Consider the following 18,902-nt stretch of genomic DNA (forward strand, 5'->3'; position numbering starts at 1 on the left):
GGAGCGGGCAGCGGGACGGGCGGGGAGCGGGCGGGGTACGGGCCGCGGGGCGGGCCGGGCTCAGCCCCGGGTGGGCGCGGGGGCGTGCCGGGCGAGCACGGCGCGCAGCCGGTCGGGGTCGGCGGTGCCGCGCTTGGGCAGGACAGCCAGGCAGGCGTTGTTCTTGTCGCCGCTCACCAGGACGAACAGCCGGGGGGTCTCGACGTGGTGCGGGACCGCCTGCCAGGTCAGGGTGCTGGTGGAGTGGCGGTTGGCGATGGTCACGCCGGACGTTTCCACGGTGGCGGTGAACTCGCCCTTGTCGGCGGTCATCTTGTGGAACTGGCCCGCCTGCAGCCGGGGCGCCCAGAAGAGCAGGGCCAGCGCGGCGAGCACCATGATCACCGGTGGGAAGCCGATGCCCTTGCCGGCGGAGAGGTCGAGCACCGCGATGAGCGGGCCGCACACGACGAGCAGGTACAGGAGCGCCCGTTGGCGGCGGCCCGCACGCGTCGCCCGGGCCCGGGCGGCCAGGGCCTCCCGGAAGTCCTCCACCGTGGGCGTGTACGCCAACTCGATTCGCTCGTCCGTCGCCGGCGCGTACGCCGTCTCGACCCGTTCGTCCATCGGTCCGCTCTCCCCTGTGATCCGCTCTGCGGCCTGCGCACTGCGACCCGCGCCGCGCCGCGCCGCGCCCCGCGCTGTGACCTGCGGATACTAGCAACGACCCCCGGGCCGACGGCGAGTGGATTTCGGGCGGCGCCCCCGGCTCGCGACGGGGGCGCCGACCCTGCGGAACGCGGGGGCTCAGAGCGCCGCGGCCAGTTCGGTGCCCTGCTTGATGGCGCGCTTGGCGTCCAGTTCGGCGGCGACGTCGGCGCCGCCGATCAGGTGCACCGGCAGGCCGCGCTCGCGCAGCGCCTCGTACAGGTCCCGGCGCGGCTCCTGACCGGTGCAGAGCACGACGGTGTCCACGGGCAGCAGGAGTTGCCCGCCGTCCACGGTGATGTGCAGGCCGGCGTCGTCGATCAGGTCGTAGGTGACGCCGGGGACCATCACCACGCCGCGGTGCTTGAGTTCGGTGCGGTGGATCCAGCCGGTGGTCTTGCCGAGGCCGGCGCCGACCTTGCTGGTCCTGCGCTGGAGCAGGTGGACGCTGCGCGGGGGCTTCGGCCGCTGCGGGGCGCGCAGTCCGCCGCGCTCGCGGTACTCCGGGTCGATGCCCCACCTGGCCTGGAAGACGGGCGGGTTGAGGCTCGCCGCGTCGCCCGGGTCGGTGAGGAACTCGGCGACATCGAAGCCGATGCCGCCGGCGCCGAGGATGGCGACCCGCTCGCCGACCGGTGCCCCGTCGCGCAGCACGTCGAGGTAGCCGAGGACGCTGGGGTGGTCGATTCCAGGGATGTCGGCGGGAGTTCGCGGGGTGACGCCGGTGGCGAGGACGAGCTCGTCGTGGCCGTGCTCGGCGAGCTGTTCGGCGGTGACGGTCGCGCCGAGCCGCAGCGTGACGTCCAACTCGGCCAGCCGGGTGCGGAAGTAGCGCAGCGTCTCGTCGAACTCCTCCTTGCCGGGGATGCGTCGGGCGATGTTCAGTTGCCCGCCGACCGTCTCGGCGGCGTCGTACAGGGTGACGTCGTGGCCGCGTTCGGCGGCGGAGACGGCGAAGGCGAGGCCGGCCGGGCCCGCCCCGACGACGCCGATCCGCTTGCGCGAGCGCGTCGGGCCGAGGACGAGTTCGGTCTCGTGGCAGGCGCGCGGGTTGACCAGGCAGGAGGTGATCTGAAGGTTGAAGGTGTGGTCGAGGCAGGCCTGGTTGCAGCCGATGCAGGTGTTGATGGCGTCGGCGCGGTCGTCCCGGGCCTTGGCGACGAAGTCGGCGTCGGCGAGCAGCGGGCGGGCCATCGAGACCAGGTCCGCGCTGCCCTCGGCGAGCAACCGCTCGGCGATCTCGGGGGTGTTGATCCGGTTGGTGGTGACCAGGGGGATGCCGACCTCGCCCATCACCTTCTTCGTCACCCAGGCGAAGGCTCCGCGCGGCACCGAGGTGGCGATGGTGGGGATGCGGGCCTCGTGCCAGCCGATGCCGCTGTTGATGACGGTGGCCCCGGCGGCCTCGACGGCCTGGGCGAGGCGCACGACCTCGTCCAGGGTGGAGCCGCCGGGCACCAGGTCGAGCATGGACAGGCGGTAGACGATGATGAAGTCCTCGCCGACCCGCTCGCGGACCCGGCGGACGATCTCCACCGGGAAGCGCATCCGCCGCTCGTACGCGCCGCCCCACTCGTCCTCGCGCTGGTTGGTGGCGGCGACGATGAACTCGTTGATCAGGTAGCCCTCGGAGCCCATGATCTCGACGCCGTCGTAACCGGCGAGGCGGGCGAGTTCGGCGCAGCGGACGAAGTCCTCGATGGTCTGCTCGACCTGCTCGGCGGTGAGCGCGTTGGGCACGAAGGGGCTGATCGGGGCCTGGAGGGCGCTGGGGGCGACCAGGTCGCGGTGGTAGGCGTAGCGGCCGAAGTGCAGGATCTGGAGGGCGATCTTCCCGCCGGCGGCGTGCACCGCCTCGGTGACCACCCGGTGCTTTTCGGCCTCCTCCTCGGTGGTCAGCATCGCGCCGCCCTCCCAGGGGCGCCCGGCCTCGTTGGGGGCGATGCCGCCGGTGACGATCAGGCCGACGCCGCCGCGGGCCCGCTCGGCGTAGAAGGCGGCCATCCGCTCGTAGCCGCCGGGGGCCTCTTCCAGGCCGACGTGCATCGAGCCCATGATCACGCGGTTGGGCAGGGTGGTGAAGCCGAGGTCGAGCGGGCTGAGCAGGTGCGGGTAGCGGCTGCTGCCGGGGTGGGCGCTCATCGGCGTCTCCTGGGGCGCGGGCGGGGGTGTCGTTGTTACCACAGGGTAGGGGACGGGCGGCGAGGCATGCAACTAGTTGCATAAGGCTCCGCCGGATGGCGCGAAGGCGACACCGGGGCCCACCCGGCGGCGTATCGTCGTGCCCGGAGGTGGCGACGGGCCATCGCGCCCCGGGGGCGCCACGAGGACCGTCGCAGTGAACCGTCGCAAGTAGCCGTCGCAGTGAACGTCGCACGTGACCGTCGCCGGGGACAGTCACGGTGCACCGGCGCCGGGGACCGTCACAGCGAACATCGCGAGCTCGGGAGAGGAGCGGCCGTGCGGGGTGGCTCGGTGGCCGTGGTCGGGGGCAGCATCGCCGGGAGCGCCTTCGCCGGCGCCGCCGCCCGGCTGGGCGCGGAACGGGTGGTGGTGCTGGAGCGCAGCCCCGGCCGGCTGGAGGACCGCGGCGTGGGGCTGTGCACCCACAACGACCGCTTCGACGAGCTGGTCGCGGCCGGCCACCTCGACGCGGACACCCGCCGCCACCGCCTCACCGTCCGCCGCTGGGTCACCCGGGGCACGGCCGGCGAGGGCGACGGACCCGACGGCTGCGGCCGGCTGCTCTGGGCCCAGCCCTTCCCCTTCCACTCCCACCACTGGGGCGTGCTCTGGCAGGCCCTGCGCGAACGGACGCCCCCGCAGGTCGAGTTCCGGCTGGGCGCCACCGTGACCGCCGTCGGCAGCGGGCCGGACGGCGCCTGGGCCGAAGCGGGCCTCGGCCGCGAGTCGTACGACCTGGTGATCGGCGCGGACGGCTACCGCTCGGTGGTCCGCGAGGCCGTCTGCCCGCACGCCGAGCCCGAGTACGCCGGGTACGTGTGCTGGCGCGGCAGCTACGACGACGCCCTGCTCGCCGAGCTGCCCGGCGGCGCGGCGCCCTGGCCGCGGGAGCAGTGCGTCACCGCCTGCTACCCGGGCGGCCAGGTGGTGATCTACCGCATCCCCGGGGTCGAGCCGGGCCGCACCCAGGTGAACTGGGTCTTCTACGCCCCCACCCCCGCCTGGCTGCGGCTGGACGGCCCGACCAGCATCCCGGCGGGCAGCCTCACCGACCCGCGACTGGACGAGCTGAGCCGGCTCGCCGAACGGCACCTGCCGCCGTACTGGGCCGGGCTGGTCACCCTGACCCCGCGCGAACGGACCTTCCTGCAGCCGATCTACGACCTGGCAGTCCCGAACCGCACGGCCGGCCGGCTGCTGATCGGCGGGGACGCGGCCACCGTGGTACGCCCGCACAACACCAGCGGCGCAGTGAAGGCGATGCAGGACGCCCACGCCTTCGAGCGGGTGGGGCGCGAGGCCGGCTCCTGGTCGGACCTGCTGACCGCCTACGACCGCGAACGGACGGCGGCCGGGCGGGAGTTGGTGGAGCTGGGGCGCACCCTCGGCCGGGCCCAGGTCACCGGGGCGCCGGACTGGTCGGGGATGGACGAGCCGGCCATGACCGCCTGGTGGCGGCAACAGTTCACCGGCGGAGGGGGTTTCGGCGGCCACGCGCTCGGCCGTACCGGCTGAGCGTGCGCCGCGGCCGCCGAATCCCCGTCAGTTCACCGCGGACGGTCAGACGTTGACGCCGTAGTCGGTCGCGATGCCGCGCAGGCCGGAGGCGTAGCCCTGGCCGATGGCGCGGAACTTCCACTCGTTGCCGTTGCGGTACAGCTCGCCGAAGACCATCGCGGTCTCGGTCGAGGCGTCCTCGGTCAGGTCGTAGCGCGCGATCTCCAGGCCGTTGGCCTGGTTGACGATCCGGATGAACGCGTTGCGCACCTGGCCGAAGTTCTGCAGCCGGGCGTCGGCGTCGTAGATCGACACCGGGAAGACCACCTTGGCCACGTCGGCCGGGACGCGGTCCAGGTCGACCTTGATCTGCTCGTCGTCCCCGTCCCCGCCGCCGGTCAGGTTGTCGCCGCTGTGCTCGACCGAACCATCGGGGCTGCGCAGGTTGTTGAAGAAGACGAAGTGCTGGTCCGAGACCACCTTGCCCAGCGCGTTGCACAGCAGCGCGCTGGCGTCCAGGTCGTAGTCGGCCCCGGTGGTGGTGCGCACGTCCCAGCCGAGCCCGACGATCACGGCGCTCAGACCGGGCGCCTCCTTGCTCAGCGAGACGTTGCCGCCCTTGGCCAGCGAAACTCCCACAATGCCCTCCTCGGATCTCTCCCTGTGGACGAATCTACAACACTGTAGAGATCACGAGAATCCGTCTGCGGGTGGGCCCACCCCGGGAATTTCTCCGGGTCGCGTCCGGGAACCACGGGCCGCCCCCGCCCCGGAGGGCCACCCGTCGCGCTCCGCACACCGAGCACCCCCACGCCCGGCCGCCCTAGACTGGCAGTGGCTTTCCCTCCTTTCCCTCCTCCCCGGGCCCGTTCGCCGCAGGCCCGGGCCCGGTCGCCGGAGGTCCCGATGCGCCAGCGGTACAGCTTCCACCTCGACCAGGGCGGTCACTCGGTGACCGTCAACGTCCGGTCCGGCTGGATCACCGAGACCGAGCTGCTGGTCGACGGCAAGGAGTGCGCCTTCCACCGGGTCCACGGGCACGGCGTCTACCCACTGACCCTCGCCGCCCAGGTGGCCGAGGAACCGCCGAAGCCGCTCGCGGTACGGTTGGACCGCACCGGCGTGGCCGAGCATCCGCTCTCCTGCGTGCTGGAGCTGACCGGCGCCGAGCACCCGATGCCCGAGCGCACGGCGCGCTGATCCGGCCGCCGCCTCCACCGCACCACCCGAAACACCCCCATAGGGGACATTGCTAGCAAGCTACAGTGCTAGCCTAGGGGTGTGGGAAACGAGGATGTGAAGCAGTTCAACGTCTACCTGCCGATCGGGCTGATCAAGCAGGTCAAGTTCCGTGCCATCGAGCAGGAGCTGTCGCTCTCGGCACTGGTCGCCGAGGCGTTGCGCGCCTACCTCGACGCCCCCGCCGTTCAGCACGACGAGCACCAACAGCACGAGCAGCCGTCCGAGCGATCCGCCGAGGAGAACTGAGATGACCACCGAGGGCATCGAAGCCGTGTTCATGGAGACCCACAACTGGGGCAAGGCCGCGAAGTTCTTCCAGGGGCTGGGCTACGAGCTGGAGTTCGCCACCGACCACAACTCCGGCCAGCTGCGCAAGGGCGACAGCCCCACCCTGTTCATCGCCGAGATCCCGGCGGACCGCGAGCCGCAGCTGCAACTGGTGCTCAAGGTGGACGACGCCGAGGCCTTCGGGGCCGGCGAGGGCGTGCAGCTGGAGACCCCGTTCGAGGAGACCCACTTCGGCACGCAGATGGCGACCGTCCGCGACCCCGACGGACGGCTCTGGAGCCTCCAGGCGCAGGCCAAGGCCGAGTAGCGGCACCACAGGCAACGGCACGACGGGCGGGCCGGTACGGCGATCAGCCGTACCGGCCCGCCCGCGTTCGCTCGCGCTACCGCAGCTCCGCCACGATCTCCTCGACCGCCTCGCGGGCACGCCCGGCGTCGTCGGCGACCAGCCCGATCCGGGTGCGGCGATCGAGCACGTCGGCCGCGTCCAGCGCGCCCTCGTGGGTGACGGCGTAAGCGATCTCCGCGCGGGTCACGTCCAGGCCCTCCGCGATCGGCGTCGCCTCCCCCGCCGCCAGCACCTCGTGGGCCGCGCCGCCGTGACGGGCGAGCAGCGAGGCGGGCACCGGACCGCCGACCCCCTCGGCGGCGGGCAGCGGGCGGCTGTCCCGGTGGCCGGGCGCACCGATCAGCGGCAGCCGGGCCGTCCAGCACGCCCGGGCGGGCAGACCGCGCAGCCGCACGGCCTCGTCCACCGCGTCCTCGGCCATCCGGCGGTAGGTGGTGAGCTTGCCGCCGACCACGGTGATCACCCCGGACGGGCTCTCCAGCACCGCGTGCTCGCGGGAGATGTCGGCGGTGCTGCCGTCCCCGGTGTCGATCAGCGGGCGCAGCCCGGCGTGGGCGCCGATCACGTCCGCCCTGGTCAGGGCGGTGTCGAGGGCGGCGTTGACGGTGTCGAGGAGGAAGGAGAGCTCGGCCTCGGTGGGCCGGGGCTCGTCCGGGATCGGGCCGGGGGCGTCCTCGTCGGTCAGGCCGATCGCGACCCGGCCGAGCTGCTGCGGCAGGGCGAAGACGAACCGGCTGGTGGAGCCGGGCACCGGCACGGTGAGGGCGGCGGTCGGGTGGCCGAGCGCCCCCGCGTCCACCAGCAGGTGGGTGCCCCGGCTGGGCCGGAGCCTGATCGAGGTGTCCACCTCGCCCGCCCAGACGCCGGTGGCGTTGACCACCGCACCGGCCCGTACGGTGAGTTCCCGCCCGGTCAGGGTGTCGACCAGCCGGGCCGAGGTGCCGGTGACCTGCTCGGCGCGGACCCTGGTCAGCACGCTCGCCCCGTACTGTGCGGCGGTCCTGGCCAGCGTGACCACCAGCCGGGCGTCGTCGACGAGCTGGCCGTCGTGGGCGACCAGCGCGCCGCGCAGCCCGTCCGTCCGTACGCCCGGCACCAGCCGGCGGGTCCGCTCGGCGTCGATCCGGCGCACCCGGGGCAGCAGCGCGCCCGGGGTGCCGGCCGTCAGGCGCAGCGCGTCGCCGGCGTGGAAGCCCGTGCGGATCAGCGCGGCCTGGCCGGGGCGCAGCAGGTCCGGGAGCAGCGGCACCAGTTGGGGCAGCGCCCGGATCAGGTGCGGGGCGGTGCGGGTCATCAGCACGCCGCGCTCGACGGCGCTCTCCCGGGCCACCTTGATCCGCCCGGAGGCGAGGTAGCGCAGGCCGCCGTGCACCAGCTTGGAGCTCCAGCGGCTCGTGCCGAAGGCGAGGTCGCGGGACTCGACCAGCACCGTGCGCAGGCCCCGGGAGGCCGCGTCCAGGGCCACTCCGGCGCCGGTGACGCCGCCGCCGATGACCAGCAGGTCGATCCGGGGGTCGTCGCCGAGCGCTTCGAGCTCCAGCGTGCGGCGGGAGGCGTCGAGCCGGCCGGTGCCCGCGTACGGGCCGGCGTGCGGTCCCGCGGACGGGCCCGCCGTCCGTCCGGCGCCGCGCCGGGCGTCCGGGCCCGCGTCGCGTCCGGCGTCACGTCCGGCGCCGCGACCGGCGGCCGGGCCTGCGGTGGGGGTCATGGCGCGAGGTATCCGTTCAGTGCTCTGGCCAGTTCGCGCCGCCAGGCCGCCTCGGGCAGGAGGGTGGCGACCATGCGGTGCGACTGGACGGTGGACTGGGCGATCAGCAGGACCATGGCGGCCAGTTCGAGCGGCTCGCCGGCGCGGATCGAGCCGTGTTCCTGGCCCTGCTCGATGCCGGTGCGCAGCGCCTCCAGCAGGCCGCGCTGGCTGGCGCCGAGCCGCTCGACGACGTACCGGAGCAGCAGGTCGGAGTCGTCGGAGCGCAGCAGCGCGCCGATCACCGGGTGGTCGCGCAGGCGGACGGCGATCTCCACGGTCCGGTCGACGAAGGCCTCCCGGTCGGGGCCGGCCGGTGCGGCGGCCTCCAGGGTGGCCAGGATCTCCCGGGTGAGCAGGGCGCCGATCACCGCCCGGACGTCCGGCCAGCGGCGGTAGACGGTCGGCCGGCTGACCCCGGCGCGGCGGGCGATCTCGGCCAACTGGGTGCGGCGCACGCCGAGGTGGACGATCAGGTCGGCGGCGGCGTCCAGGATCGTGTCGTCGGTGCTGCGCTCCCCGGCGGCCGGGGTCTGGGGCTCGGCGTTACTACTTGACATGATGTGTGAAACTGTAACGCATGGCACCTGAGACGCAAGCGGGACCGGCCGGCGCCGCACTTCCGCTCCCCCCGATGAAGTGGGACGCCTGGGGCGACCCGGCCCTCGCCAAGGAGCTGTCCGCGGACATCAAGGGGCTGCTCGCCGCCGCCCTCGGCGTCACCGGCGACGCCGCCCCCGGGCCGAGCGCCGACGAGGTCGTGCTGCACCCGTCCCGGATCTCCGCCGAGGACCTCGACGCGCTGGCCGGCGCCGTCGGCGAGGCGCACGTCAGCGCCGCCGACGCCGACCGGCTGCCGCGCGCCGGCGGCAAGTCCACCCCCGACCTGCTGCGCCGCCGCAGCCGCGACCCGCAGGACGCCCCCGACGCCGTCGTGCTGCCCGGCACCGAGCAGGAGGTCGCCGCCGTCCTCGCGGTCTGCGCCGAACGCCGCATCGCCGTCGTCCCGTTCGGCGGCGGCACCAGCGTCGTCGGCGGCCTCGACCCCGAGCGCGGGGCCTTCGGGTCCGTCGTCTCGCTCGACCTGCGCCGCTTCGACCAGCTGCTCGACCTCGACGAGACCTCCGGCGAGGCCGTCCTCGGCGCGGGCCTCACCGGCCCGGCCGCGGAGGCGCTGCTCGCCGAGCGCGGCTGGGAACTCGGCCACTACCCGCAGAGCTTCCGCTACGCCACCATCGGCGGCTTCGCGGCCACCCGCTCCTCCGGCCAGGACTCCGCCGGGTACGGGCGCTTCGACGAGATGGTGCGCGGGCTGCGCGCCGTCACCCCCGCCGGGGTGCTCGACCTCGGCCGGGCCCCCGCCTCCGCCGCCGGCCCCGACCTGCGCCAGCTCTTCCTCGGCTCCGAGGGCACCCTCGGCGTGATCACCGCCGTCCGCCTGCGCGTCCACCCGCTGCCCGCCGTCAAGGCCTACGAGGCGTGGAGCTTCCCCGACTTCGCCACCGGTACGGCCGCGCTGCGCGCCGTCGAGCAGCAGGGCACCGGCCCGACCGTGATCCGGCTCTCCGACGAGGCCGAGACCATGATCAACCTGGCCATGACCGAGCAGATCGGCGGCGCCCCGGCGGTCACCGGCTGCCTGGCCGTCACCGTCTTCGAGGGCAGTGCCGCCCAGGTCGCCGCCCGGCAGCAGCTCACCCGCGACGTCCTGCTCGCCGCCGGCGGCAACTCGCTCGGCGAGGGCCCCGCCCACGCCTGGGAGCACGGCCGGTTCAACGCCCCGTACCTGCGCGACTCGCTGCTCAGCGCCGGCGCCCTGTGCGAGACCCTGGAGACCGCGGCGAGCTGGAGCCGGCTGCCGGCCCTGCGCACCGCCGTCACCGAGGCCCTCACCGCGGCCCTGCCCGGATCCCTCGTGCTCTGCCACATCTCGCACGTCTACCCGACCGGCGCCTCGCTCTACTTCACCGTCGTCGCCGCCCTCGGCGAGGACCCGCTCGCCCGCTGGGGCACCGCCAAGCGCGCCGCCGGGGACGCCATCCTCGGCGCGGGCGGCACCATCAGCCACCACCACGCCGTCGGCGCCGACCACCGGCCCTGGATGAGCGACGAGATCGGCGAGTTGGGCGTACGCGTCCTGCGGGCCGTCAAGGCCGAACTCGACCCGGCGGGCATCCTCAACCCGGGCAAGCTGATCCCGTGAACGAGCGATGGGGGTACCCCCGGCCGGAGGCTGGGGGAGAGCGAACCGTCAAGAGGTGCGCGTGGGCGCATGCCCCCGGCGAGCGCGGCGAGGCGGGCGCATGAGCGAGGTGAGAACCGTCCGCAGGGTCGCCGTTCTCACCAACCCGGCGGCGGGGATCGGCCACGCCGAACCCGCCGCCCGCCGGGCCACCGCCCGGCTGCGGGCCCTCGGCGTGCACGTCGACCCGCACGCCGGGCGCTCCCCCGAGGACGCCGTCCGCCTCGCCCGCGAGGCGGCGGCCGACGGGGTGGACGCGGTGGCCGTGGTCGGCGGCGACGGCATGATCAACCTGGCCCTCCAGGCCCTGGCCGGCACCCCCGTGCCGCTCGGCGTGATACCCGCCGGCACCGGCAACGACCACGCCCGCGAGTACGGCCTGCCGATCGGCGACCCCGAGGCCGCCGCCGACGTCATCGCCGCCGGCCGCACCCGCGGCGTCGACCTCGGCCGGATCACCGGCCCGGACGGGGCCGTCCGCTGGTACGGCTCCGTCCTCGCCACCGGCTTCGACTCGCTCGTCAGCGACCGCGCCAACCGGCTGCGCTGGCCTCGCGGACGGATGCGCTACAACCTGGCCATCGTCGCCGAGTTCGCCAACCTGCGCCCGCTGCCGTTCCGCATCACCCTCGCCGACGGCACCGTCGTCGAACGCGACCTGACCCTCGCCGCCGTCGGCAACACCCGCAGCTACGGCGGCGGGATGCTGATGTGCCCGGACGCCCTGCCCGACGACGGGCTGCTCGACGTCACCCTCGTCGACGCCATGCCCCGGCTGCGGATCGCCCGCTTCTTCCCCACCCTCTTCAAGGGCACCCACACCACCCACCCGGAGGTCACCACGCTGCGGACCGAGTCCCTGCGGATCGAGTCCCCCGGCATCACCGCCTACGCCGACGGCGAGTTCATCGCCTCGCTCCCCGTGGACGTGGCGGTGGCCAAGGACGCCCTGCGGATCCTGGTGCCGTGAGCCGCCGGCGCCGCGGCCCGGTTCCCCGGACCGCGGCGCCGGAACGACGGTGACCGCAGGAGCGCACCCCGGGACCCGCGATCCGCTCACAAGCCCCGCCGGCCCCGGGCGAACCGCCAAAGGGAACGGGTCCGCACACTCCCATGAGTGCGCGGACCCGTTGCCACCGCGGGGCCGGACCGGGCTCCTAGACGACGGACTTCAGCTCGCCGACGCTCTCGGTGAGGACCGGCTTCCCGGTGGCCTGGTCGACGGTGAAGACCCGGTGGCCCGCGTCGGTGGTGATCCGGATGCGGTCGGCGCCCGACCACTCCGCCGAGACGAACATGCCCTGACCCAGGAAGCCGCCGTTCCTGAGCCTGATGACGTCCCAGCGGCGGGTCGAGAGCCCGCTGCCCGCCTCCACGCGGATGACGTAGGTTCCGTCGTAGCCCTCCGGATCGTCATGGTGGGCCACCCGCAGGACGTGGTCCGCCCGCTGCGGGGAGGCGGCACGGCTCACCTCCTGGACCTTCGGGCCGAACGGCAGAAGGAGGTGCTTGCCCCCCGCCAGCAGCAGCCCGACGACGGCGAACGCCGCCGCCACCCCGCCCACGACGTCCCACCGGCCGCGGACCACGACCGCGGCCAGCAGCAGGACGGCGGCGACGCCGAGCATCGCCCACGGCCGGTTCAGGACGTCGGCCGCCACCGCCCGCCCGCCGTCGCGGGACTCCACGTGCCCCACCGCCCACAGCACCGGAGGCACCAGCAGCGCGGCGGCGGCCACCACGCCGCCGGCCTTCCCACGGTTCGTCATCAGGACCCCCTTCGGTTTCCGGGCATCCTAGAAGGCGTGATCATCCCGAGCCTCGACGGGCCTGGCGATCGGTTCACCGGCCCCCCCTGCCCCGCCCCCCTGGACGCCGCGGTCCTGAGGCCCGACACCGGAGGCCGGAAAACCAGGTGCCCCGGCGGCACCGGGCCGGGTAGCCTGCGGGGCATGTCGAGCCCTGAGGCATCCAGGGTGGGGGCTTTCGGTCACGCGCCGACGGCCCCCTGAAACCCGGAGACCCCTGAACCGAACACCGGGTTCCGAGCGAGCGCCACGCCTGCGCCGCCCGGGGGTCGAGCGTGCCGTGACGAGACGGCCCCTTACTCGTCCGCACCGCCTCCTCGGAGCCTCTCGATGCCCTTCCCGCTCTATCTGCTCGCCCTGGCCGTGTTCGCCATGGGCACCTCGGAGTTCATGCTCGCCGGGCTGCTGCCCGGTCTCGCCGCCGACCTCGGCGTCCCCGTCGGTACGGCCGGCGGGCTCACCTCGGCCTTCGCGGTCGGGATGGCGGTCGGCGCGCCGCTGATGGCCGGGCTGGTCCGCGGCCGGCCCGGGCGCGGCAGCCTGCTCGGGTTCGTCCTGGCCTTCGCGGCGGCGCACGCCGTCGGGGCCGTCACCGCGAGCTTCCCGGTGCTGCTGGCCACCCGGGTGGTCGCCGCGTTCGCCTACGCCGGGTTCCTGGCCGTGGCCCTGACCACCGCCGCCGCGCTGGTCCCGGCCGACCGCAAGGGGCGGGCCCTGGCCGTGCTGCTGTCCGGGACGACGGTGGCGACGGTCGCCGGCGTCCCGGGCGGGGCCGTGCTGGGCGCGCTGTTCGGGTGGCGCGCCGCGTTCTGGGCCGTCGCGCTGCTCTGCCTGCCGGCCGCCGCGGGCATCGCCAAGGGCCTGGAGCCGCACGGTGGTTCGGCCGACCACCCCGCCGCACCGGCGCTGCGCGCGGAGCTCGCCGAGCTGCGCCGACCGCCGCTGCTCCGCGCGATGCTGCTCGCCGCCCTGGTGAACGCGGCGACCTTCGGCGGCTTCACCTTCCTCGCCCCCGTGGTGACCGGCCCGGCCGGCCTGGGGAGGCTGTGGGTGCCGGTCGCGCTGGTGCTGTTCGGGGCCGGGTCGTTCGCCGGCGTCACCGTCGCCGGACGGCTCGCGGACCGGCACCCCGGCCGGCTCCTCGCCGTCGGCGGCCCGCTGCTCCTCGCGGGCTGGCCCGCGCTGGCCCTCCTGGCACACGCTCCGGCCGCCCTGCTGCCGCTGGTGTTCCTGCTGGGCGCGCTGTCCTTCGCGGTCGGCGGCACGCTGATCACCCGGGTGCTGTACGAGGCGGCGGGCGCCCCCACCCTGGCCGGCGCCTGCGCGACCGCCGCGCTCAACCTCGGCGCCACCGCGGGCCCGCTGCTCGCCGCCGCCACCCTCGGCACGGCGGCCGGCGGCCTCGGGCCGTTCTGGGCGAGCGGCCTGCTGGTCGCCGCCACTCTGCCGATCGCGGCGCTTCGGCGCCGGGGCGAGAGGAACTGATGGATCGTCAGACTGCTTCGGGCCGAAGCGGGTTGGGGCCACGGCAGGAACGGAACGGGAAACGGCCGGTTTCCTGGAGGCGGACGTGGCGCGATTCTGCGCCGGCCCCGAAGATCCGGATCCGGCGATCCGGTACGCCCCCCAGTGACCACTCAAAGTGACTCAGCCCTACTCGCTCGGCGGCCTCTGGAGCCGCCTGTCTGCTCCTGTCATGCCCCTTCGACGCCGACGTGCATGCGGTGGTGACGAGGGGCGTCGATCTCGTCGAGCAGGGCGAGCGCGAAGTCACCGTGGGAGATGCGGCTGGCCATGTTGACGCCGGCCATGGAGTACCGGCCGGAGCCCGCCCCGGCTTCATCGAAGTCGCCGGCCGGGCTGACGATCAGCCAGTCCAGAGCGGTCACCGAGGCACGCAGCACAGCTGCCCCGGCCGCATGAGCGAGGCAGAAGGGCCGGTATTCCTGCGGAAAGCCCGGGGTGTCCATCAAAGGCATCCCGTCGCCGGTCTCAAGTGTTGCCGCCAGGCCGACGGCAACCAACCGTCCCACACCCGCTCGCGCCAGCCCATCGACGAGAGCGTGGGCAGCGGCTGTGAAGAAGACATCGGGCTGGGCGCCGGCATCGTAGGCGGCCATGATCGCGGCGTCGTGCCCGGCCGCGAGATCGGCAACAGCGTCGGCGTTGGTGACATCACCGGTCAGGATGCGAACTCCCGCGCCTTCAAGGTCCTGGTACTTGGCCGGGTTCCGGACGACAGCGGTGACGTGGTGCCCCCGGTGGAGGGCCTCGCCGACAACGGCCCGCCCGGCGCGCCCGCCTGCCCCGAAAACAATGATCTCGCTCATGGACTACCCGCCCCGTCTCTCAAGAAGCTCTGCCTTTCGACGTGCCTGAGCAAGGTAGCCGCACTCATGGTTACCTCCTGGATACCGCACTACGATGCCTCTGTGACCAAGCCTCTGGACCCGGAGATGTTCGACCCGCTCTGCCCCTCTGACCTGGTGCCGATCCGCGTGGGGGACAAATGGGCAGGAATGATCATCCAGTGCCTCGTGGGCGGCCCCCGACGGTTCTCTGAACTACGGGTCCCCCTGCGGAGCATCACGCCCAAGGTGCTCACACAGTCACTCCGGGCGCTGGAGCGTGACGGCTTCATCGTCCGAACGGTCCATGTGGGACCCGCCCGGCACGTCGAGTACGAACTGACCTCGCTCGGCCGGAGTCTCCTTGACCTGCTGGACGCGGCACGCGCCTGGGCAAAGGCACACCTGGACGAACTCGTCGACGCCCGCGAAGCGAGATCGCCCGCCAACCGCACCAGCTGATTCAGCGTTGCCCCGCCTCACTCGCGGTGATCTCATCCGCGACACGGCAACGAATACGCGACACATCAACATGCGACCTCACCAGTCCCGAGGCCGGTGCACCTCCCCCTGGTGCGCGGACTCGGCTGACCCAACTGCCCGATCCCGCCGCTGAAGTCCCGCGCCCCGCGCCGCACGAGCCCCCGCCACGGCCCCCGCCACGGACGCGCGAGGTGGGGCGGCGAACACGGTCTCCCGCCCGCCGAACGGGGCGGCGCCCGCGGTGGCGCACGTCCAGCAGTCGCGCCCCACCGGAACGCCGGGGTGTGCGAACGCCGGGGTGTGAACCCGGTGTTCGCGCGCCCGGCGTCACACGCCCGGGGTCGCCGCCAGCCGGCCGTCCGCGATCGCCGCCACCAGGTCGCCGTGGTCGGCGGCCGTCCGGTCGGCGTAGCGCAGGGCGAAGTCGGCGACGGCCTCGGCGAAGGTGTCCGCGCGGCCGAGGTAGCCCGCGATGGCGAGGCGGTCGCCGGTGCGGGCATGGGCGCGGGCGAGGGTGCGGCCGCAGAGGTCGGCGTAGCTGCGCAGGCCGGAGGGGCGGAGGGCGGTGATGTCCGTCGAGCCCTTCATGTCGCGCAGTTGGCGGCCGTAGAAGTGACGCCCGGCCGGGCCGGTGGTCCAGCCGAGGAAGATGTCGCTGGCGGCCTGCATCAGGTGCTGTCCGGTGACGACCCGGTGGCCGCCGTGGTGGGCGGCCACCTCGGCGGCCACCCTCGCCTCCGCCCGCAGCGGCGGCAGGTGCTCTTCCAGCACCGAGCGGCCGGCCTCCTTGAGTTGGAGGAACAGCGGGTCGTTGCCGCCCTGGCCCTCCAGCAGCACGATGAAGCAGCGGGTGCCGACGCTGCCCACGCCGACCACCTTGGTCGCCGCCTCGACGAAGCGGTAGCGGTCCAGCAGCACCCGGCGCTCCTCCGGGAGGCTCGCCCGGTAGTCGGCGAACACCTTGCCGATGCCGCGCAGTCCGTTCCGGTCCAGCGGTTCGATGAGCGGCGGCGCGCTGATGATCCGGCGCCGTCCGTCCCGTTCCTCGGTGAGCTTGCCGAGCGCCTGGAGGCTGGTGCGGCCGCGGGCCCGGGCGAGGTCGGCCTCGGCCCGTCGGCGCTGCCCCGGCTTGCGCAGCAGGGCCGGCAGGTCGGCGGTGTCCACCCGGGCGTACCAGACGTCGAGTTCACCCATTCCGGCCAGTCGCCGGACGGCGCCGGCGTAGCCCTGGACGGCGGCGAGCGCGGCCCGGCGTACCTGCTCCTCGTCCTGGCGGTTGTCCCGGGCGGCGACGGCGACGCTGGCGGCGAGCCGTTTGACGTCCCACTCGAAAGGGCCGGGGTGGGTCTCGTCGAAGTCGTTGACGTCGAAGAGCAGCGCGCGTTCCGGCGAGGCGTACACGCCGAAGTTCAACAGGTGGGCGTCGCCGCAGAGTTGGACGGTGATCCCGGTGTCGGGGAGGGCGCCGAGGTCGGCCGCCTGCACGGCGGCGGCGCCGCGCAGGTAGGCGAACGGGCTCTCGGCCATCCGCCCGCGGCGGATCGGCAGCAGCTCGGCGACCCGGTCCTCGCACTGCCGTTCCAGCACGCCGAGCGGGTCGGGCCGGTCGGCGGCGGGGATCCACCGGCCGTGGGCGGAGCGGGAGACGCGGTCCCGGGCGGCCCGGCCGCGCCGGCGGCGTTCGGCGGGGGTGGACATGCGGCGGCTCCGTCCGTCGGCGACTGCTCCTCCGCACGTTAGACAGGAGTGCCGGAGGGCGCAGCGCGCGCCCTCCGGCACTCCGCCGTCCGGGTGATTCCGGCCCGGGTGATTCCCGCCCGGACGGTGCCGGTCCGGACGGTGCCGGTCCGAGCGGTGCCGTGCGCGCTCAGCGCACCGTGAAGTCCGCCATCATCGCCATGTCCTCGTGCTCCAGGTTGTGGCAGTGCAGCATGTACGCGCCCGTGTAGTCGGTGAAGCGCACCAGTACCTCCACGGCCTCGGCCGGGCGCAGGTCCACGGTGTCCTTCCAGCCCGCGTCGTACGGCCCGGGGTCCGCACCGTTGCGGCCGATCACCTGGAAGTGGTCCAGGTGGACGTGGACCGGGTGGTGGAGGTCGGTGGAGAAGCGCCAGAGTTCGACCGCGCCGAGGGCGGGTGTGGCGATGGTCCGGCCGGGTTCGTACGGGACGCCGTTGATGGTCCAGCCGTCGCCGCGGCTGCGCCGGAAGGTGAAGTCGCGGGTGGTGGTGGCGGAGGAGGCGTCCAGGGTCTCGACGGTGGCGAGCCGGTCGGGCACCGTCGCGTCGTCGGTGACCTGCTTCGCGGTGACGTCGAAGCGCATCACCTCGGCCGTCCGTCCGCTGCCGAAGCGGTTGACCAGCCGGACCTGGGTGCCGGGTGCGTAGCGGGAGAAGTCGACCACGACGTCGAAGCGTTCGGCGGGGGCGATCTCGATCCCGTCGTGCCGGACCGGGGCGGCGAGCAGGCCGCCGTCGGAGCCGATCTGGACCAGGGCACCGCCGCCGGCGGGCTGCGGGTCGAGTTCGAGCCGGTAGAGCCGGGCGTTGGAGGCGTTCAGCAGCCGCAGCCGGTAGCGGAGCCGGTCGACGTCCAGCCGGGGCCAGGGCGCGCCGTTGACCAGGATGACGTCGCCGAGCACGCCGTTGGCGTAGGCGGCGGTGACGCCCGGCTCGGCGAGCTGGGGGTCGGTGGCGGGGTAGCGGAAGGAGCCGTCGGCGGCGAAGGAGCGGTCGGTGATCATCAGCGGCAGGTCGCGCTCGCCGCGCGGCAGCGGCAGCGCGGCCTCCTCGTCGTCGTGCACGAGGTGGAAGCCGGCCAGTCCGCGCCAGACGCCGGGGCCGGTGAAGCCCATCCGGTGGTCGTGGTACCAGAGGGTGGCGGCGCGCTGCTTGCCGGGATACGTGTACGTGCGCTCGCCGGTGGCGGTCGTGCCCGCCGCGTGACGCATCCCCGGCATGCCCGGCATGCCCGCCATGCCCGCCATGCCCGCCATGCCCGCCATGCCCGCCATGTGGCCGGCCCGCTCGGCGGCGTCCGCCGAGGTGCCCACCGGCAGCAGCAGGTCCACCGGGTAGCCGTCGCTGTCGGCCGGGGTGTGGCCGCCGTGCAGGTGGGTGACGGAGGGCACCGGCAGCTCGTTGCGGTGCGTGACCACGGCCGTCCGCCCGGAGCGGGTGACCACGGTCGGCCCGGGGAAGCTGCCACCGTACGTCCAGGCCTCCGTCTTCACCCCGGGCAGGATCTCCAGCTGGGCGACCCGCTGGGTGATCTCGTAGTGGTCGCCCGTCCCGTCGGTGCGCACGGGCTGCAGTACGGTCGGCACCGGCAGCGCGGCCAGGAAGGCCTCCGGCAGGTCGAGTTCGCTGCTGAGCAGCTGCCCGGGCCGGCCCTCGGCGAGCAGCCGGGCGGCGGAGGGGACGGCGACGGCGGCCAGGGCGCCCGCGCCGAGGACGGAGGCGCCGATGCCCAGGAACCGGCGCCGGTTCACCGGGACACCTCGACCGGGCCGCCGGGGCGCGGCAGCCGTCCGCTGCCGTCCGGGCCGGCGACGATCCCGGCGTCCCGGGCGGGCAGCGGCAGCCGCCAGGCGCCGACCAGGCCGAACAGCACGCCGCTGACCAGCAGCACGCCGAGCGTGACGTGCACGCCGAGCGCCCGGGCGTAGCCGGCGGCGATCTGGCCGATGACGGCGACGGTGAGCAGGGCGGTGGTCCACAGCGGCCAGAGCGGGCCCCGGCCGGGCCACCGGACGGCGGCGGCCACCGCCAGCTGGACCACCACCAGGGTGCCCAGCATCATCGCGTTGCCCTCGTGGTCCTTGAGGGAGTCGTAGGTGCCGTTGAGGAAGCTGCCGGCCAGCATGACCTGGAGCAGTGCCAGCAGGGCCAGCAGGGTGGTGGAGGTGCGCAGCAGGATCAGCGGCCAGCGGGGGGCGGGGGCGGCAGGAGGACTGCTCATGTCGGGCTACTCTCTGCGTCGGCGGTCCGGCGGGGTGCGGCGAGAGCGTAACTGATCCGACGTCACC

At 74.3% G+C, this 18,902-nt stretch carries 18 protein-coding genes; 8 read left to right on the plus strand and 10 right to left on the minus strand.

All coding sequences use genetic code 11. The features are described from left to right. Positions 1-60: 60 nt before the first annotated feature. Both ACWD4P_RS14435 and ACWD4P_RS14440 read right to left on the minus strand, forming a co-directional pair. Positions 61-606, minus strand: a complete 546-nt coding sequence (locus ACWD4P_RS14435; RefSeq protein WP_359828742.1) for a YcxB family protein — start codon at positions 604-606, stop codon at positions 61-63. Positions 607-786: 180 nt separating this feature from the next. Next, positions 787-2,829 carry an oxidoreductase gene (locus tag ACWD4P_RS14440; RefSeq protein WP_449779814.1) on the minus strand — a complete coding sequence of 681 codons (2,043 nt, stop codon included), beginning with the start codon at positions 2,827-2,829 and terminating at the stop codon, positions 787-789. 318 nt (positions 2,830-3,147) lie between these two features. Here ACWD4P_RS14440 and ACWD4P_RS14445 point away from each other — a divergent pair, with 318 nt between their 5' ends. Next, a complete protein-coding gene (locus tag ACWD4P_RS14445; protein ID WP_449779815.1) occupies positions 3,148-4,386 on the plus strand; it encodes an FAD binding domain-containing protein in 1,239 nt (412 codons plus the stop codon). Positions 4,387-4,431: 45 nt separating this feature from the next. Here the strand turns inward: ACWD4P_RS14445 and ACWD4P_RS14450 are convergent, their stop codons facing one another. After that, entirely contained in the window at positions 4,432-5,007 is a 576-nt protein-coding gene (locus tag ACWD4P_RS14450; protein WP_359828746.1) for a TerD family protein, read from the minus strand. A 267-nt stretch (positions 5,008-5,274) separates the two neighbouring features. Between ACWD4P_RS14450 and ACWD4P_RS14455 the strand changes: the two genes are divergently transcribed. From ACWD4P_RS14455 to ACWD4P_RS14465, 3 genes are all read left to right on the plus strand, one after another. Then, entirely contained in the window at positions 5,275-5,568 is a 294-nt protein-coding gene (locus tag ACWD4P_RS14455) for a hypothetical protein (protein ID WP_359828748.1), read from the plus strand. A gap of 81 nt (positions 5,569-5,649) precedes the next feature. Continuing rightward, positions 5,650-5,856, plus strand: coding sequence for a CopG family transcriptional regulator (locus tag ACWD4P_RS14460; protein ID WP_449779816.1), 207 nt, complete (start codon positions 5,650-5,652; stop codon positions 5,854-5,856). A gap of 1 nt (position 5,857) precedes the next feature. Then, positions 5,858-6,205: a VOC family protein gene (locus tag ACWD4P_RS14465; protein WP_359828751.1), complete on the plus strand. Its 348-nt coding sequence runs from the start codon at positions 5,858-5,860 to the stop codon at positions 6,203-6,205. A 76-nt stretch (positions 6,206-6,281) separates the two neighbouring features. On the opposite strand, the gene ACWD4P_RS14470 is transcribed toward ACWD4P_RS14465, so the two are convergent. Beyond that, on the minus strand, positions 6,282-7,955 hold the full coding sequence (locus ACWD4P_RS14470) for a glycerol-3-phosphate dehydrogenase/oxidase (RefSeq protein WP_449779817.1): 1,674 nt from the start codon (positions 7,953-7,955) through the stop codon (positions 6,282-6,284). Continuing rightward, positions 7,952-8,554, minus strand: a complete 603-nt coding sequence (locus ACWD4P_RS14475; RefSeq protein WP_449779818.1) for a TetR/AcrR family transcriptional regulator — start codon at positions 8,552-8,554, stop codon at positions 7,952-7,954. Before ACWD4P_RS14475 ends, ACWD4P_RS14470 begins: the two co-directional genes overlap by 4 nt. A gap of 74 nt (positions 8,555-8,628) precedes the next feature. Between ACWD4P_RS14475 and ACWD4P_RS14480 the strand changes: the two genes are divergently transcribed. Both ACWD4P_RS14480 and ACWD4P_RS14485 read left to right on the plus strand, forming a co-directional pair. Continuing rightward, positions 8,629-10,197 carry an FAD-binding oxidoreductase gene (locus ACWD4P_RS14480; RefSeq protein ID WP_449779819.1) on the plus strand — a complete coding sequence of 523 codons (1,569 nt, stop codon included), beginning with the start codon at positions 8,629-8,631 and terminating at the stop codon, positions 10,195-10,197. Positions 10,198-10,297: 100 nt separating this feature from the next. Next, the gene (locus tag ACWD4P_RS14485) at positions 10,298-11,206 is read left to right on the plus strand and encodes a diacylglycerol kinase (RefSeq protein WP_449779820.1); all 909 of its coding nucleotides are present in this window, start codon (positions 10,298-10,300) and stop codon (positions 11,204-11,206) included. 187 nt (positions 11,207-11,393) lie between these two features. On the opposite strand, the gene ACWD4P_RS14490 is transcribed toward ACWD4P_RS14485, so the two are convergent. Beyond that, a complete protein-coding gene (locus ACWD4P_RS14490; protein WP_449779821.1) occupies positions 11,394-12,005 on the minus strand; it encodes a hypothetical protein in 612 nt (203 codons plus the stop codon). A 369-nt stretch (positions 12,006-12,374) separates the two neighbouring features. Between ACWD4P_RS14490 and ACWD4P_RS14495 the strand changes: the two genes are divergently transcribed. Continuing rightward, positions 12,375-13,529, plus strand: coding sequence for a Cmx/CmrA family chloramphenicol efflux MFS transporter (locus tag ACWD4P_RS14495; RefSeq protein ID WP_449779822.1), 1,155 nt, complete (start codon positions 12,375-12,377; stop codon positions 13,527-13,529). Between the two features lie 209 nt (positions 13,530-13,738). Here the strand turns inward: ACWD4P_RS14495 and ACWD4P_RS14500 are convergent, their stop codons facing one another. Further along, positions 13,739-14,374, minus strand: a complete 636-nt coding sequence (locus tag ACWD4P_RS14500; RefSeq protein ID WP_449779823.1) for an NAD(P)-dependent oxidoreductase — start codon at positions 14,372-14,374, stop codon at positions 13,739-13,741. A gap of 102 nt (positions 14,375-14,476) precedes the next feature. Between ACWD4P_RS14500 and ACWD4P_RS14505 the strand changes: the two genes are divergently transcribed. Beyond that, positions 14,477-14,854 (plus strand): winged helix-turn-helix transcriptional regulator, encoded by a 378-nt coding sequence (locus tag ACWD4P_RS14505; protein WP_449779824.1) that lies wholly within the window; start codon positions 14,477-14,479, stop codon positions 14,852-14,854. Positions 14,855-15,202: 348 nt separating this feature from the next. On the opposite strand, the gene ACWD4P_RS14510 is transcribed toward ACWD4P_RS14505, so the two are convergent. The 3 genes from ACWD4P_RS14510 to ACWD4P_RS14520 form a co-directional block, all read right to left on the minus strand. Continuing rightward, positions 15,203-16,573, minus strand: coding sequence for a DUF2252 domain-containing protein (locus ACWD4P_RS14510; protein WP_449779825.1), 1,371 nt, complete (start codon positions 16,571-16,573; stop codon positions 15,203-15,205). A gap of 169 nt (positions 16,574-16,742) precedes the next feature. Beyond that, the gene (locus tag ACWD4P_RS14515; protein WP_449779826.1) at positions 16,743-18,365 is read right to left on the minus strand and encodes a multicopper oxidase family protein; all 1,623 of its coding nucleotides are present in this window, start codon (positions 18,363-18,365) and stop codon (positions 16,743-16,745) included. Continuing rightward, entirely contained in the window at positions 18,362-18,835 is a 474-nt protein-coding gene (locus ACWD4P_RS14520; protein ID WP_449779827.1) for a hypothetical protein, read from the minus strand. Before ACWD4P_RS14520 ends, ACWD4P_RS14515 begins: the two co-directional genes overlap by 4 nt. Positions 18,836-18,902: the final 67 nt, after the last annotated feature.

The organism is Kitasatospora sp. NPDC002543 (assembly GCF_053594915.1).

Coding starts and splice junctions, on each gene's coding strand:
- ACWD4P_RS14435 (WP_359828742.1), bottom strand. CDS start 606: ATGGACGAACGGGTCGAGACGGCGTACGCGCCGGCGACGGACGAGCGA.
- ACWD4P_RS14440 (WP_449779814.1), bottom strand. CDS start 2,829: ATGAGCGCCCACCCCGGCAGCAGCCGCTACCCGCACCTGCTCAGCCCG.
- ACWD4P_RS14455 (WP_359828748.1), top strand. CDS start 5,275: ATGCGCCAGCGGTACAGCTTCCACCTCGACCAGGGCGGTCACTCGGTG.
- ACWD4P_RS14465 (WP_359828751.1), top strand. CDS start 5,858: ATGACCACCGAGGGCATCGAAGCCGTGTTCATGGAGACCCACAACTGG.
- ACWD4P_RS14470 (WP_449779817.1), bottom strand. CDS start 7,955: ATGACCCCCACCGCAGGCCCGGCCGCCGGTCGCGGCGCCGGACGTGAC.
- ACWD4P_RS14475 (WP_449779818.1), bottom strand. CDS start 8,554: ATGTCAAGTAGTAACGCCGAGCCCCAGACCCCGGCCGCCGGGGAGCGC.
- ACWD4P_RS14480 (WP_449779819.1), top strand. CDS start 8,629: ATGAAGTGGGACGCCTGGGGCGACCCGGCCCTCGCCAAGGAGCTGTCC.
- ACWD4P_RS14485 (WP_449779820.1), top strand. CDS start 10,298: ATGAGCGAGGTGAGAACCGTCCGCAGGGTCGCCGTTCTCACCAACCCG.
- ACWD4P_RS14490 (WP_449779821.1), bottom strand. CDS start 12,005: ATGACGAACCGTGGGAAGGCCGGCGGCGTGGTGGCCGCCGCCGCGCTG.
- ACWD4P_RS14495 (WP_449779822.1), top strand. CDS start 12,375: ATGCCCTTCCCGCTCTATCTGCTCGCCCTGGCCGTGTTCGCCATGGGC.
- ACWD4P_RS14500 (WP_449779823.1), bottom strand. CDS start 14,374: ATGAGCGAGATCATTGTTTTCGGGGCAGGCGGGCGCGCCGGGCGGGCC.
- ACWD4P_RS14510 (WP_449779825.1), bottom strand. CDS start 16,573: ATGTCCACCCCCGCCGAACGCCGCCGGCGCGGCCGGGCCGCCCGGGAC.
- ACWD4P_RS14520 (WP_449779827.1), bottom strand. CDS start 18,835: ATGAGCAGTCCTCCTGCCGCCCCCGCCCCCCGCTGGCCGCTGATCCTG.